We start from the raw sequence: 13,088 nt of genomic DNA, 5'->3' as shown, positions 1-13,088 counted from the left end.
ATATGGAAGACCTGCCCGAGGAGTTGCAGGCGGCCCTCCGCGATCTCGAACGAGACTATGAGGGTTTTGACTTTCATCCGGTCGGGAATAATGGATACTTGGTATTCGCGAGAAATCGCATATCGGGCATAGCTGTTGCGATAAAATTCTACTATGGGGCTCCTGGCGAACGGCGACACGACGAGCCTAAACTTCTCGCGTCGATCCAATCGCCAAACGTGTTACCCATCATTGATGCTCGCAATCTCTCGAGCGAATGGGCATTCTTTCTCACCAAGCGTTGTGGTGATGGCGACCTTGACCATTACATGCAAGGTCGGCCTTCCGCTCGTCGGGCTATCGACGTCGCACTAGGCGTCTGCGCTGGAGCTAGCGCCATCCATGCCAGCGGCTTGATCCACCGGGATCTGAAACCTGCCAACATTGTCTCGGATGGCGGTATTCCCCTGATAGCCGACTTCGGAAGCGTCAGGCGACTGGCTGAGGGACAAGCAGACTTACCAGCGTCGGGGCATAGCGCCCTCTATCGTCCACCTGAATCTTTCGAAACTGGACGATACAGCTTCTTGGGTGACGTTTATCAGATTGGGTTGGTGACTTATCAGCTTCTCGGTGGCAGCCTTCCGTACGATCCGATGGCATATTTCAGCAAGAAGAATTTGAAAGAATACGATGAACTGTCCGACGACGTTCAGAGATCGCAGTTCCAGGACGGCGTGATCCATCGACGTGCTGCAGCAGGGGAACTCATGGATTTGAGAAGCCTGCCACCGTGGGTACGGGGTGTCGCAAAGAGTGCCCTTCGTTCTATGACTCATCCTGATGTCGGCCAGCGGCTCAAGAATGCCGCCGATGTCGCGGCGGCCCTCACTCGCGTACGAGCCGATACGCTCGATTGGCAATGGGTCGATAATGTTGCAAGGCTTGAGCTTGCAGACCGCATCATAGAACTCCGACCCACCGCCAACGGGCTTTATGAACCGCTGCAAGCGAAGGAAGGCCTGTTTCGGCGTATACCGTCGACGCTCAATGCGCCGCTTGGTGCATTGGTTGCCCGGGTAGTCTGATCAGCTTGGAGCCGACCGCCCTCATTCCGCCTCGGCCACCATCTGCCGTCCGCCAGTCCAGTCGCGCCAAGCCCTCTCGTCGCCGTGGAACACGTTGAGGTCGATGCGGCCCCTTACCCCGTGCGACGGGCCGGAGCCGAAATATTGCCAGAACAGCCATTTGCGGCCGGGATAGACCATTCACAGATACGCCAGGAACAGCATCCTCAAGCAGTTCAGTCTGAAGGAACGATGACATGCGTTACGCGGTGGTGATTGAAAAAGCCGGAAACAATTTTTCCGCTTATGTTCCGGATCTGCCCGGCTGCATCGCCACCGGTGCGACGGTGCCCGAGGTTGAAGCCGAAATTCGTGACGCAATACGCTTTCATATCGAAGGCCTGCGGGCCGATGGACTGGATGTGCCCAAAGGGGTCAGCCTGGCGGAATATGTAGAGGCGTAGAAGGTGCGATCTCCCCTTCTCCCCTTGTGGGAGAAGGTGGCCTCGCGAAGCGAGGTCGGATGAGGGGTGCTCCAGCTTGGCACCGGCGGCGCTCCGTCCAACACCCCTCAACCGTCTCGGCGCTCCGCGCCGAGCCACCTTCTCCCACAGGGGGAGAAGGGGAGAGCGCGCTACCGCCAAGGCTGCAAACTCTCGTCCCGTACGTAGGCGATGATGGTATCGCAGACGGCGTTCAGATCCCGCAGCACGTCATCGTTCCAGAAGCGCAGCACGCGAAAGCCCCTCGCCTTCAATTCGGCATCCCGCTCCCGATCATAGCCCGAATCCGCGTGCTGGCTGCCGTCGATCTCGACAATCAGCCTGCCCTCGGCGCAAACGAAATCGGCGATGAACCGGCCGACCGGGACCTGACGCCGGAATTTGATGCTGTCGAGCTTGCGTCCGCGCAGCTCATGCCACAGGCGGTCTTCCGCCTCGGTCGGCTCGCGTCGCATAGAGCGGGCGAAACGACGCTTGGTCGGCGCGACGGGCTGGTGCGGCATGGGACGAGGGTATCCAATCTGGGCATGACGTCCAAGGAATTTGAGACCAAGTGTGGAAAACCGAGCGCTATCCCTTCTCCCCTTGTGGGAGAAGGTGGCCTCGCGAAGCGAGGTCGGATGAGGGGTGTTCCAGCTTGGCACCGACGCACTCCGTCCAACACCCCTCAACCGTCTTGGCGCTGCGCGCCAATCCACCTTCTCCCACATGGGGAGAAGGAAGAAGCTGCCGCGCTACTCCGCCTCGGCCACCATCTGCCTTCCACCAACCCAGTCGCGCCACGCCCTCTCATCACCATGGAACACGTTGAGGTCGATGCGGCCTCTTACGCCGTGCGACAGGCCGGACCCGGAATATTGCCAGAACAGCCATTTGCGCCCGGGATAGACCTTTGATGGGTGCGCCGCCACGGCGCGCAGCCAGAACGGATAATCGGGGAAGGCGCCCCTGAGATTGTCACGGTAGAAGTCGGGCGCGGTGTAGATGATTGGGCGCTGGCCGTAGTGGCGCTCGAGCTTGTCCATGAACACCTGCATCTTCTCCAGCACCTTTTGCCGCGATGGGCGGCGCTTGCAGCTGGAGTCGCCGTTCCACTCGACGTCGATCACCGGCGGCAGCGCACCCTCGACCCTCGGCACGTTGCGGATGAACCAGTCGGCCTGCTCGCCGGCGGTCCGGCACCAGTAGAAGAAATGATAGGCGCCGCGTTTCAGGCCGGCGGCATCGGCACTGCGCCAGTTCCTGGTAAACATCGGGTCGAGATGATCGCCCCCGTCAGTCGCCTTGATGTAGGCGAAATTGGCGCCCTGGGCACGCAGCTTTCCCCAGTTCACATTGCCCTGCCAGCGCGAGACGTCGACGCCGTGGACGGCGAGACGCCTCGGCGAGGATGCCTTGCCGAAATTGATCGGCTTGGCATCGCGAAAACCATAGCGCGTGACCGGCTCGGCAAGCATTGCTGGCGCTGCGCGTGTCAGCCGCCTCGGCGGCGATACCAGCGCGATCACCTCGGCCGGCGGCTCGACGCTTTGGTCGGGCTCCGCCATGGCGACCGGCTGTTCGTCCTGCTCCTGTTCCGCGAAGGCGGGCGCAGCATCAGTTTTCGCAGCAGATGCCACCGGCGCGGGCGGCCGCACAACCGAGCTGGTCGTCTCGCTGGACGGCACTTGCAGCGCATCGACGCCGGATGTCGATGTGCAGCCGGCAAGGCACAGCGCTGCGATCGAAAAGATGACGACGCCTGATAACCGCATCTGGACCTGTACGCAAAACACAACAGACCGAAGGCAGGACAACGCCGCCGGACAAACCAAGCTGGATTCCTAACAAGAAACTACCAACAAAGTTTGAATCGAATTGTTAGGGCTTTGCAGCGAGACGTTGGCCGGGCGGAGGTGTGCTATCCCTCCAATGTTCGCCCACGTCGCTGCCTCGGCTTGACAACGCACGGCATGAGATTAGTCTCCACTAATCTTACAGTGTAAGTTCATACTTGGGAGGAAGTCATGCAGCCCGCCGCCCTGTCGGAATTGCAGCCCGCAATCCCGCCGGAGCCACGCTCGCCCGCCATCGGCGTCGACGAGATACCTCGCAACCTCAGTCGCGCCATCGAACGCGCCGAGGTCAATGCGTGGCTCGACCTCTATCGCGCCGCGCCGTCAGACTTTGCCGCAAGGCAAGGCCTTGCCATCGCCGAAGATGGCGATCTCGTCTGGACCACCTGCACGACGATCCCGTTCATCCATTTCAACTGTGTCAAAAATTTCGGCGTCGAGAGCGCGGCCACCGAGAGCCGGCTCGACGCGCTTCTGGCGCATTATCGCGACGCCGGCATTCTGCGGCCCTGGTTCTACACCAACCCACACACCGAGCCCGCGACGCTCAGCTGCTGGCTCGAGGCGCGCGGCCTGCAACGTCAGGGCGGCTGGGAACGCATCTTTCGCGACGCCACGCCATTGCCCGCTGAGCCGCTTTTCCCGACGGAGGATGTCTCGGTCGAGCGGGTGACGCCGGCAACGGCAAGGGAATGGGCTGGGTTCATCGACAGCCAATATCGGTTGCCGACCTCACCGTGGTTGCTGGCGCTGGCCGGCCGACGCGGCTGGCATCATTACATGCTGCGGCGGGAAGACGCGGTGGTGGCGGTGCGCTCGATGTTCATCGGCGCCGACGGCATGGCCTGGAGCGGCATCGACGCGCCGGTGCCCGGCATCATGGCGCCGAGCTTCGACCTCGATGCAATGCTCGGCGAAGCGATGGTGCGCGACGGACTTGCGGCCGGTGCAAAACTGTTCGTGGCCGATATCGAGGCGCCGCGAGCCGAACGTGACGGGCCAGCCTACCGCAACTATGCACGCCTCGGCTTCAAGCTTGCCTATTTCCGCAGCCATTACAGCTATTTGCCGGCAAATTCCGGCTGACCGCTTCAAGACCCTAGCTGCACAACCACAGCTTGTGACAGGTCGTGGCCATCAGGTGGGCCGGCGGTACAAAGCGATCGTTGACCGGCGCATCATCGTCTACCCGGCGGACCTTTTCTTCGAGCAACGTGCGAAGTTGTGCCGGTTGCACGCGGTCGCGCTCCATTACCAGCTTGATCATCGGATCGCTCAAGAGTTCATCCAGGGTGTTGATGCTGTCGTTCATCCGTCGCCTCCTCGACTGCCTGCCCGCACGCCGATAGATAGGCAGCAATGATGGCCCGCCAATGACGCTTTGCCGGCTATCTCGTGTCGCTTCGGATTAAATTTTGTCCAGATTCCACCTCAAGCCGGAGGTGGCGCGCCTTCAAACTGCGGCAGGCCGTCGTCGATCTGCACCCAGGGCTGCTTCGAGGCGGTCCAGATATGCATCTCAGGCCTGAACAACGAGGGATCATCGAGCGAGCCGGTGGTGATGCCGATAATGCCGGCGGAATCGCGCCGGGAAAACATCGTCGTGCCGCAGCGCGGGCAAAAGCCGCGCTTGAGATCGGGCGAGGAATTCACCGTCGCCAGCGGTCCGTCGACCGTCACATCATCGATGCGGAACAGCACGCGCGCGTTGAAGGCGGCACCCAACGCCTTCTGGCACAACCGGCAATGGCAGACGCGCTCATTGATCGGTGCCGCCTCGGCGCGGTAGCGCACCGCGCCGCACAAACACCCGCCCTGATATCTTGCCATCACCCGCGTCCCTGCCCTGTGAGGATAGGCGGCATACCTATCGATAGGCGTGGCAGCGTCAATTGAAAAGCTTTGATGGCGCCATCTATAGCTGTGATGCGGCCAATACACGATTGGCCGATGCGCCGGGCCAAGGCCCCATGGGCGAAATGCCGGCCATCTCGCGGAAGACGGCCGGCAGACAATTGACTGGGCGTCAGTTCGTTTCGTTGACGACCTCGTCCCAGGTCTTGACCTTGGTCTGGCCATTGAGGAACGGCAGCGCGGCAGCTGTCAGTTCCGGCGCGAAGAACACATCGTAGTGGGTGCGGTTCGGCACGATCGCCAGGCGGTTCTGCGACAGGTTCTCGCGCATCCAGCCGGCGTCCTTCAATCCGCCGCCGAGCATCTGGAAGAATTTGATCTCGTGCTCGGGCCGGTACATATCGCTGTCGCCGAACACCAGCATCACCGGCATTTTCAGCTTCGGCACGTCGGCGGAATAATCGTAGTCCTTGCGCATATAGGCGCCAAGTTGATCGAGCAGTTTCGGAAAATCCTCCGGATGCGGCGCAACCGCGACGTAGGATTTGTACATCGGCGTGTCCTTCATCATGTCGGCCATCGCCGCGCCGACCTGTGCCTGCTGGCCACGCATCTCGGCATAGAAGCCGTCCGCGGCATAGCCGGTCGAGACCAGCACCAGGCGGCGCACCGCTTCAGGCTGCTGGACGGCCATGCGGAAGGCGACGCCGCCACCCAGCGAATAACCCATCACGTCGACCTTGTCGTAGCCGAGTGCCTTGACGATCGCCGCCATGTCGTCGCCCATCGCCTCCAGGCTGAGCGGCCGGTCGCCGAGTGCGGTGCGGCCATGGCCCTGCAGGTCAACGCCGATGACGGTGCGGTCTTCGGCAAGTTTTGGCAGGATCGGCGCGAACATGTCGGTCGTGCCGAGGCCGCCATGCAGCAGAAGCAGCGGCTCGCCCTTGCCGTAGACGGCGTAATAATAGTTCAGGCCGTTGATCGGCAGCAGGCCGGATTTTTCCGGCGTCGGCAGTGTTGCGGTTGCGGTCGTCATGGCGGGCTTGGCCTCCTCTGCGTTGATGGTGCCCGGCGCGGCAAACAGCGCGGCGGCCGAGGCGAAAATGGCGAAAAATACCGATCTGGACACGTCAGTCTCCCTCTCCCGTTTGCATCAAAGTCGCTGTGCGACCTCCTCGAGCTGTTCGGCGCACTGGCCCCAGCCGTCGTGAAAACCCATTTTCTCGTGCTGTTCGCGGTCGGCGACCGACCAATGCGCGACGCGGGCAATGTAACGGGTCTTGCCCTCGCCCTCGTCCTCGAAGGTCAGCATGACCGTCATGAACGGCTTTTCGGACGGCTCCCACGCCTTCGTATAGGCATCGGTGAAGACGAGCTTTTTGCCCGGTACGACTTCGAGGAAGATGCCTGGATTCGGGAACTCCTTGCCGTCGGGATCGGCCATGACGACAAGGGTGGAGCCACCGGTCCGCACATCCATTTCGGCGTGCGGCGTCGTCCACGGCTTCGGCGAGAACCATTGCGTCAACAGCTTTGGCTCGGTCCAGCAGCGATAGACGTTCTCGTGCGGCGCATCGATGATGCGGGCGAGAACCAGCTCGCGATCGGAGTTGGGGGCGATGTCGAGCTTGGTGGTCATGATGTTTCCTCACACGTCGGTTTTGGCTTCCGTGTCTAGGACGAACCGACAAGACGCAAGCCGACACGGTCCGCGAAAAAATCCGCGGGACAGGAGATTCGAACGACGGAAATAAGTGGCTTCAGTGGCGCTTGGCTTGGACGAGGTAGGCGTCGATCTCGGTCTCGCCGAGCCACTTGGCCGCTTCCAGCCGATGCAACCCTTCGACCAGGATATGGCGCTTGCCGTCATGGCGCACCTGGATCGGCATCTTCATGCCGTTTTCCAGAATGTCCTCGGCCAGATGGCGGACGGTTTCGGGATGCAGCGTCTTCTTGCGCGCCGTCGGCACGTAGATATCGTTGACCCTGACCTTTTGCACTCTCAGCATATCGGCTCCCGTGGCGGACAACGCCGCCCTTTGTGAGATAGTCTGTTTGTCAGGCAAGGCCAAGTGAGCAACCCGGCAATGGCTGGCCCGATCGTTTCCAATTGACGCTTGGCCGGCGGATGGCCGAAATGGCGGCCTTCGACCTTAGCGGTGTCCATGAACCATCCGCCGACCGAGTTTCCCGATTTCGGACTGACGCCGGAGCAGCGACGCCAGGCGGTGCGCAGCCATTACTGGGAATGGCCCGGTATGGATGGCAGGCGCGGCGAAATCTGGTGCTACAGCGACCGTTTTTCCTATCGCCCCGGCGAGATGGTGGCGCTGCATGTCAGTTCGACGGCCGCCGGTTTCGGCATCGCAATCATCCGCGACGGCGGCGCGGAAACGACAATGTTCGAAAGGACCGGGATTGCGGCGCGCTGGCAAGATACGCCGGATCAATGTTCGGTCGAAGGCTGCGGCTGGCAAGCGTCGTTCGAGTTTCGCATCGGCGACGACTGGCCATCCGGCGCCTATCGCGTCACGCTTGAAGCGGACGGTCGCGACGGCAAGCCGATCCGCTGTCATCACCTTTTCATCGTCTCGCCGCAGCCCGGCAAGAAACCCGGCCGCGTGCTGCAGGTGGCTGCCACCGGCACCTGGCTCGCCTACAATACATGGGGCGGTTCCAACCATTACGAAGGCATCACCGGGCCAGGCCGGGACCAATATGCACGAATGGTGTCGACCCAACGGCCGTGGTGCCGCGGCTTCGTCGTGCTGCCCAGGGACGCGCCGCGCGTGCCGCTCGAAGTCGCCGTGCCGCCGAAAACCGTGCCGCGCTATCCGCATATGGAATGGGCCTTTGCTACCGGCCATTCGAAGAAATACGCCTCGTCCGGCTGGGCAAGCTACGACAGCCATTTCTTCCGCTTCGCCGAGCGTGCCGGCTACGCCGTCGATCTCGCCAGCCAGCACGATCTGCATTTTTCGCCCGACATTCTCGACGGCTATGACTGCGTCGTCTTGGTCGGCCACGACGAATATTGGACCTGGGAAATGCGCGATGCGGTCGACACCTATGTCGAGCGCGGCGGTCATGCGGCGCGCTTTGCCGGCAATTTCATGTGGCAGACCAGGCTGGAGGACGAAGGCCGCCGGCAAGTCTGCTACAAATACCGCGCCCGCGCCGAAGACCCGGCCTATCGCGGCGGCGATGTGAGGCGCGCCACCAATTCCTGGGAAGCGCCGGAAATCGGCCGGCCGGGTGCGGCGACCTTCGGGCTTAACGCGACAAGAGGCGTCTATGCCGGCTGGGGCGGCTGCGCGCCGCGCGGCGTGCGCGGCTTTCCGGTCTACCGGCCGGAGCATTGGGCGTTTGCCGGCACCGGCATCTACTATGGCGATCTGCTCGGCGCCGACAGCCATGTCTATGGCTACGAGGTCGACGGGCTCGATTTCGAGATCCGCGGCGGCCTGCCCTACCCCAAGCCCGACAGCGGTGCACCGGACGGGCTGCAAGTGCTGGCCGTCGGCATGGCGAGCCAGGTCGAGGAAAGCGCCGACATTGCGTTCGAGGACCAGTTTCTCGGCGACGAGGACGGACGCTTCACCGCCGAGACGCTGTTCGGCGAGGCAAGCGATGCCAACCTCGACAAGGTCAAACGCGGCAACGGCATGATCGTCAATTTCCCGCGCGGCAAAGGCGAGGTGTTTCACGCCGGAAGCTGCGAATGGATTGCCGGCCTGCTAAGGCAGGATGCGATGGTCGAGCGCGTCACCAGAAATGTCCTCGACCGCTATCTTGGAAAGCCATGACATGTTGAAGTCTCCTGCCCCGGAAACTCGCGAAGCCTCGCATCTGTTTTATCTATCCAGCGTGCGCCGGCCGCTGATCGACCGCGCCGAAGGCATCTACATGTGGACGCAGGATGGCCGCCGCTTCATCGACGGATCGAGCGGCCCGATGGTCGCCAATATCGGCCACTCCAATCGCAACGTGCTCGACGCGATGAAACGGCAGATGGACCGCGCCACCTTCGCCTACCGCCTGCATTTCGAGAACGAACCGGCAGAGGAGCTCGCGCGGCAGCTGGCGGCTAAACTCCCCGAGAGCCTGGACCGCATCTTTTTCGTCTCCGGCGGCTCGGAAGCTACGGAATCTTGCATCAAGCTGGCGCGGCAATGGGCGGTTGCCACCGGCCAGGCCAGCCGCTGGAAGGTGATCACGCGCTTTCCGTCCTATCACGGCGGCACGCTTGGTGCGCTCGCCGTCACCGGCGACGATGCGCTGGCCGAAAATTTTACGCCGATGATGCAGGTCATGCCGACCGTGCCGGCGCCCATCGCCTGGCGCGACCGCGACAATCTCTCGATGGAACAGCGCGGCATCCGCTACGCCGACATGCTGGAGGAAAAGATCCTCGCCGAGGGACCGCAGAGCGTGCTCGCCTTCATCATGGAGCCAGTCGGCGGCGCTTCCACGGCAGCACTTGTGGCGCCGGACAGCTATTATCCGCGCATCCGCGAGATCTGCGATCGCTACGGCATCCTGCTCATCCATGACGAAGTGATGAGCGGTGCGGGTCGCACCGGAAAATTCCTCGGCGGCGATCACTGGAACTGCAGGCCCGACATCGTTGCGCTATCGAAGGGGCTGGGCTCGGGCTACGCGCCGCTCGGCGCGCTGGCGGCACCGATGCGGCTGGTGCAGCCATTGCTCGCATCGGGCGGCTTTCAGCACGGCCATACCTATGCCGGCAACCCGCTCGCCTGCGCCGCCGGGCTCGCCGTACTCGGTGAGATGGACCGCCTCGACCTAATAGCCAACGCGGCTGTCATGGGCGACCTTTTGATGGACGAACTAAAGGGATTGGCCAAGCGGTTTCCATTCATCGCCGATGTCCGCGGCAAGGGCCTGCTCACCGGTGCCGAAATGGTCGCCGATCCCGACACTTTGAGGCCGATCGAGCCCGCGAAAAAGGCCACCCAGCGCCTGCTCGACCTCGCCTATGAGCGCGGTCTGATCATCTACGGACGCAAGGTCAAGGGCGGTGTCGACGGCGACAATTTCATGGTCGCGCCGCCGATGATCGTCACCGCCGCGCAGATCGGCGAGATCGTATCCATCATCGGCGACTCGCTCGAAGTGCTGGCCGGCGAGCTCGACCTGCCGGTCGAAGGTTGAGGCGACCATGGCACCGCGAAAAGTCATTATCACCTGCGCCGTCACCGGGTCGGTGCATACGCCGTCGATGTCGCCGCATCTGCCTGTGACGCCGGACCAGATCGCCGCAGATGCAATCGCCGCCGCCGAGGCCGGCGCCGCGATCCTGCATCTTCACGCCCGCGACCCTAAGGATGGGCGGCCGACCGCCGACCCCGAGGTGTTCATGCAGTTTCTGCCGCGCATCAAGCAGGCGACCGATGCAGTGATCAACATCACCACCGGCGGCTCCTCGCTGATGACGCTCGACCAGCGGCTGGCCGCGCCGCTCAGGGCCGAGCCGGAAATGTGTTCGCTCAATATGGGCTCGATGAATTTCGCGCTGTTCCCGATGCTCGACCGGCCGCGCGAATGGCAGCACGAATGGGAGCCGAAGCTACTCGAGGCCACCCGCGACACGATCTTCAAGAACACCTTTGCCGATATGGAGACGGTGCTGGAAAAGCTTGGGCGCGGCTGCGGCACGCGTTTCGAATTCGAGTGCTACGATGTCGGCCATCTCTATTCGCTTGCGCATTTCCGCGACCGCGGGCTGGTGTCGGGACCATTGTTCATCCAGTTCGTTTTCGGCATATTAGGTGCCATCGGCGCCGACCCCGAAAACCTGATCCACATGAAGCGCATCGCCGACAAACTGTTCGGCGCCAGCTACCAATTTTCGGTGCTGGCCGCCGGACGCCACCAGATGCCGATGATCTCGATTGCGGCGGCGATGGGCGGCAACGTCCGCGTCGGGCTGGAGGACAGCCTTTACGACGGGCGCCAGTTCGCCAAGTCCAATGCCGATCAGGTGCGCCGTATCCGCAGCGTGCTGGACGGGCTGTCGCTGGACGTTGCGACGCCGGCCGAGGCGCGGCAGATGCTGGCGCTCAAGGGCGGCGACCGCGTGGCGTTCTGATGGTTGCGCTCCGGCACACCCCCCTCTGGCCTGCCGGCCATCTCCCCCTCAAGGGGGGAGATCGGCAGCTTCGATCTCGCTGCCCACCCTGCAACGTTGGTGAATGGCGAAACCCGGCGCGACATCCAATCTCCCCCCATGAGGGGGAGATGTCCGGCAGGACAGAGGGGGGTGCCTGGGCGCCCTGCCTGCCGTGAGTACGCCATCAACAAGCGTACTTATCCGGCCCGGCACCGTCGAGGACGTCGAAACCATCCACGCCGCGCTCTTACGGCTCGGCGCGCATGTCGGCGCACATCAGGAGATCACCTCGACAGCTCAGGATCTCCGCACCTATGGCTTTGGCGAAAAGCCTGCCTTCTCGACCTTGATCGCCGAAGTCGGTGGCGAATTTGCCGGGCTGTGCCTCTATTTTCCGATCTTCTCGACATGGATGGGCCGGCCCGGCGTCTATGTGCAGGACCTCTACATCGAGGACCGGTTTCGCGGCCGCAGGATCGGCGAGCGCCTGCTGCGCCGGGTCGCGGCGCAATGCCGCAAAGACGGCGGCGTTTACCTCAGGCTGTCCGTCGACACCGACAACGAGACGGCCAAGGCTTTTTACGAACGGTTGGGCATTGGCTGGTCAAGCTACGAGCAGGTGCAAAAGATCGTCGGCGAGGCCTTTTTCGCCTTTGCCGAGGCACCGGAGGAGCCAACATGAAAGCCTTCTATGCCGAAGAACAGAAGCGCCACGACCCGAAGGCGTTCCTCTCAAGCGGCGCGCCGCAGCCCAATCCGGAAAAGCCGGAACGGGTCGAGCGATTGTTAGCCGGCGCAAAGGCTGCCGGCTGCACGATCGAACGGCCGCGGGATCACGGGCTCGGCCCGATTGCCGCGGTGCATACGCCGGAATATCTCGATTTCCTTCACCATATCTTCGCGCGCTGGCAGCGCATCGAGGGCGCCTCGGCCGAGGTCATCCCCAACATCCACCCGATCGCGCGGAACGGCTCCTATCCGGCCTCGGCGGTCGGCCAAGCCGGCTACCACATGGCCGACACCGCCTGCCCGATCTCCGGGGAGACGTGGCAGAGCGCGCTTTGGAGCGCCTGGAGCGCGGTTGAAACCGCCGAGGCGGTGATGTCGGGAGCGCCGGCCGCCTATGCGCTGTGCCGGCCGCCCGGCCATCACGCCTTTGCCGATGTCGCCGGCGGCTTCTGCTTCATCAACAATTCGGGGGTCGCCGCACAGGTTCTGCGCAAGCAGGCGGCGCGGGTGGCGATCCTCGATGTCGACCTGCACCACGGCAACGGCACGCAAGGCATCTTCTATGCCCGGCCGGACGTGCTCACCGTGTCGCTGCATGCCGACCCGGTGCGGTTCTATCCGTTTTTCTGGGGCTATGCCGACGAGCGCGGCGAAGGCGCCGGCCTCGGCTACAATCTCAACCTGCCGCTACCGCGCAAATCCGGCGATGCGGCTTTCCTCGAAGCGCTGACGGCAGCGTTCCAGCGCATCAACGCCTTCTCGCCCGATGCGCTTGTGGTGGCGCTGGGGCTAGACGCCTTCGAAGGCGATCCGTTCGGCGGGCTGTCGGTGAGCACGCCTGGTTTTTCGCGCATTGGCGAGGCGATCGCCGGGCTCGGCCTGCCGACGGTCATCGTCCAGGAAGGCGGCTATCTCTGCGACGAGCTCGGCGACAATCTCACCGCTTTCCTCACCGGTTTTGGCGGCGCCCACAAGCGATGATCCGCCC

At 63.0% G+C, this 13,088-nt stretch carries 15 protein-coding genes and 1 pseudogene; 8 read left to right on the top strand and 8 right to left on the bottom strand.

What is annotated here, in order from left to right; translation table 11 throughout:
* Positions 1-2 precede the first annotated feature (2 nt).
* Positions 3-1,067 (top strand): protein kinase domain-containing protein, encoded by a 1,065-nt coding sequence (locus tag NKJ40_RS18770; RefSeq protein ID WP_352467293.1) that lies wholly within the window; start codon positions 3-5, stop codon positions 1,065-1,067.
* A 21-nt stretch (positions 1,068-1,088) separates the two neighbouring features.
* On the opposite strand, the pseudogene NKJ40_RS18765 reads toward NKJ40_RS18770, so the two are convergent.
* Positions 1,089-1,244 (bottom strand): annotated as a pseudogene (locus NKJ40_RS18765) (glycoside hydrolase family 25 protein); the annotation flags it as partial.
* A 59-nt stretch (positions 1,245-1,303) separates the two neighbouring features.
* On the opposite strand from NKJ40_RS18765, the gene NKJ40_RS18760 reads away from it, so the two are divergent.
* A complete protein-coding gene (locus tag NKJ40_RS18760) occupies positions 1,304-1,510 on the top strand; it encodes a type II toxin-antitoxin system HicB family antitoxin (RefSeq protein WP_023783899.1) in 207 nt (68 codons plus the stop codon).
* Between the two features lie 170 nt (positions 1,511-1,680).
* On the opposite strand, the gene NKJ40_RS18755 is transcribed toward NKJ40_RS18760, so the two are convergent.
* Both NKJ40_RS18755 and NKJ40_RS18750 read right to left on the bottom strand, forming a co-directional pair.
* Positions 1,681-2,052 (bottom strand): endonuclease domain-containing protein, encoded by a 372-nt coding sequence (locus NKJ40_RS18755; protein WP_352467292.1) that lies wholly within the window; start codon positions 2,050-2,052, stop codon positions 1,681-1,683.
* A gap of 231 nt (positions 2,053-2,283) precedes the next feature.
* On the bottom strand, positions 2,284-3,303 hold the full coding sequence (locus tag NKJ40_RS18750) for a GH25 family lysozyme (RefSeq protein WP_352467291.1): 1,020 nt from the start codon (positions 3,301-3,303) through the stop codon (positions 2,284-2,286).
* A 252-nt stretch (positions 3,304-3,555) separates the two neighbouring features.
* Between NKJ40_RS18750 and NKJ40_RS18745 the strand changes: the two genes are divergently transcribed.
* Entirely contained in the window at positions 3,556-4,470 is a 915-nt protein-coding gene (locus tag NKJ40_RS18745; protein WP_352467290.1) for a hypothetical protein, read from the top strand.
* Positions 4,471-4,483: 13 nt separating this feature from the next.
* Here the strand turns inward: NKJ40_RS18745 and NKJ40_RS18740 are convergent, their stop codons facing one another.
* The 5 genes from NKJ40_RS18740 to NKJ40_RS18720 form a co-directional block, all read right to left on the bottom strand.
* Positions 4,484-4,696 carry a hypothetical protein gene (locus tag NKJ40_RS18740; protein ID WP_023674755.1) on the bottom strand — a complete coding sequence of 71 codons (213 nt, stop codon included), beginning with the start codon at positions 4,694-4,696 and terminating at the stop codon, positions 4,484-4,486.
* Positions 4,697-4,815: 119 nt separating this feature from the next.
* Complete coding sequence (locus NKJ40_RS18735; RefSeq protein ID WP_352457758.1) at positions 4,816-5,214, bottom strand: GFA family protein; 399 nt, start codon at positions 5,212-5,214, stop codon at positions 4,816-4,818.
* A 196-nt stretch (positions 5,215-5,410) separates the two neighbouring features.
* Positions 5,411-6,367, bottom strand: a complete 957-nt coding sequence (locus NKJ40_RS18730) for an alpha/beta fold hydrolase (protein ID WP_352467289.1) — start codon at positions 6,365-6,367, stop codon at positions 5,411-5,413.
* A gap of 24 nt (positions 6,368-6,391) precedes the next feature.
* Entirely contained in the window at positions 6,392-6,877 is a 486-nt protein-coding gene (locus NKJ40_RS18725; RefSeq protein WP_352467288.1) for an SRPBCC family protein, read from the bottom strand.
* A gap of 121 nt (positions 6,878-6,998) precedes the next feature.
* Positions 6,999-7,247, bottom strand: a complete 249-nt coding sequence (locus tag NKJ40_RS18720; protein WP_023674751.1) for a ParB N-terminal domain-containing protein — start codon at positions 7,245-7,247, stop codon at positions 6,999-7,001.
* Between the two features lie 156 nt (positions 7,248-7,403).
* Here NKJ40_RS18720 and NKJ40_RS18715 point away from each other — a divergent pair, with 156 nt between their 5' ends.
* From NKJ40_RS18715 to NKJ40_RS18695, 5 genes are all read left to right on the top strand, one after another.
* Entirely contained in the window at positions 7,404-9,044 is a 1,641-nt protein-coding gene (locus tag NKJ40_RS18715; protein WP_352467287.1) for a N,N-dimethylformamidase beta subunit family domain-containing protein, read from the top strand.
* Position 9,045: 1 nt separating this feature from the next.
* Positions 9,046-10,413 carry an aminotransferase family protein gene (locus NKJ40_RS18710; protein ID WP_352467286.1) on the top strand — a complete coding sequence of 456 codons (1,368 nt, stop codon included), beginning with the start codon at positions 9,046-9,048 and terminating at the stop codon, positions 10,411-10,413.
* A 7-nt stretch (positions 10,414-10,420) separates the two neighbouring features.
* Complete coding sequence (kce, locus tag NKJ40_RS18705) at positions 10,421-11,350, top strand: 3,5-dioxohexanoate:acetyl-CoA acetone transferase (protein WP_352467285.1); 930 nt, start codon at positions 10,421-10,423, stop codon at positions 11,348-11,350.
* A 193-nt stretch (positions 11,351-11,543) separates the two neighbouring features.
* The gene (locus NKJ40_RS18700) at positions 11,544-12,053 is read left to right on the top strand and encodes a GNAT family N-acetyltransferase (RefSeq protein ID WP_352467284.1); all 510 of its coding nucleotides are present in this window, start codon (positions 11,544-11,546) and stop codon (positions 12,051-12,053) included.
* The gene (locus tag NKJ40_RS18695; protein WP_352467283.1) at positions 12,050-13,081 is read left to right on the top strand and encodes a histone deacetylase family protein; all 1,032 of its coding nucleotides are present in this window, start codon (positions 12,050-12,052) and stop codon (positions 13,079-13,081) included. The genes NKJ40_RS18700 and NKJ40_RS18695 overlap by 4 nt, the downstream gene beginning before the upstream one ends.
* Positions 13,082-13,088: the final 7 nt, after the last annotated feature.

Source organism: Mesorhizobium sp. M0119 (assembly GCF_040322615.1).
Taxonomy (GTDB): Bacteria; Pseudomonadota; Alphaproteobacteria; order Rhizobiales; family Rhizobiaceae; genus Mesorhizobium.
Note: the sequence above shows the minus strand (reverse complement) of the source record. Positions and strands in the feature narration are given on the sequence as shown.

Excerpts from the sequence above, each read along its gene's own strand:
- NKJ40_RS18770 (WP_352467293.1), top strand. The coding sequence starts at position 3 with ATGGAAGACCTGCCCGAGGAGTTGCAGGCGGCCCTCCGCGATCTCGAA.
- NKJ40_RS18760 (WP_023783899.1), top strand. The coding sequence starts at position 1,304 with ATGCGTTACGCGGTGGTGATTGAAAAAGCCGGAAACAATTTTTCCGCT.
- NKJ40_RS18755 (WP_352467292.1), bottom strand. The coding sequence starts at position 2,052 with ATGCCGCACCAGCCCGTCGCGCCGACCAAGCGTCGTTTCGCCCGCTCT.
- NKJ40_RS18750 (WP_352467291.1), bottom strand. The coding sequence starts at position 3,303 with ATGCGGTTATCAGGCGTCGTCATCTTTTCGATCGCAGCGCTGTGCCTT.
- NKJ40_RS18745 (WP_352467290.1), top strand. The coding sequence starts at position 3,556 with ATGCAGCCCGCCGCCCTGTCGGAATTGCAGCCCGCAATCCCGCCGGAG.
- NKJ40_RS18740 (WP_023674755.1), bottom strand. The coding sequence starts at position 4,696 with ATGAACGACAGCATCAACACCCTGGATGAACTCTTGAGCGATCCGATG.
- NKJ40_RS18735 (WP_352457758.1), bottom strand. The coding sequence starts at position 5,214 with ATGGCAAGATATCAGGGCGGGTGTTTGTGCGGCGCGGTGCGCTACCGC.
- NKJ40_RS18725 (WP_352467288.1), bottom strand. The coding sequence starts at position 6,877 with ATGACCACCAAGCTCGACATCGCCCCCAACTCCGATCGCGAGCTGGTT.
- NKJ40_RS18720 (WP_023674751.1), bottom strand. The coding sequence starts at position 7,247 with ATGCTGAGAGTGCAAAAGGTCAGGGTCAACGATATCTACGTGCCGACG.
- NKJ40_RS18715 (WP_352467287.1), top strand. The coding sequence starts at position 7,404 with ATGAACCATCCGCCGACCGAGTTTCCCGATTTCGGACTGACGCCGGAG.
- NKJ40_RS18710 (WP_352467286.1), top strand. The coding sequence starts at position 9,046 with ATGTTGAAGTCTCCTGCCCCGGAAACTCGCGAAGCCTCGCATCTGTTT.
- kce (WP_352467285.1), top strand. The coding sequence starts at position 10,421 with ATGGCACCGCGAAAAGTCATTATCACCTGCGCCGTCACCGGGTCGGTG.
- NKJ40_RS18695 (WP_352467283.1), top strand. The coding sequence starts at position 12,050 with ATGAAAGCCTTCTATGCCGAAGAACAGAAGCGCCACGACCCGAAGGCG.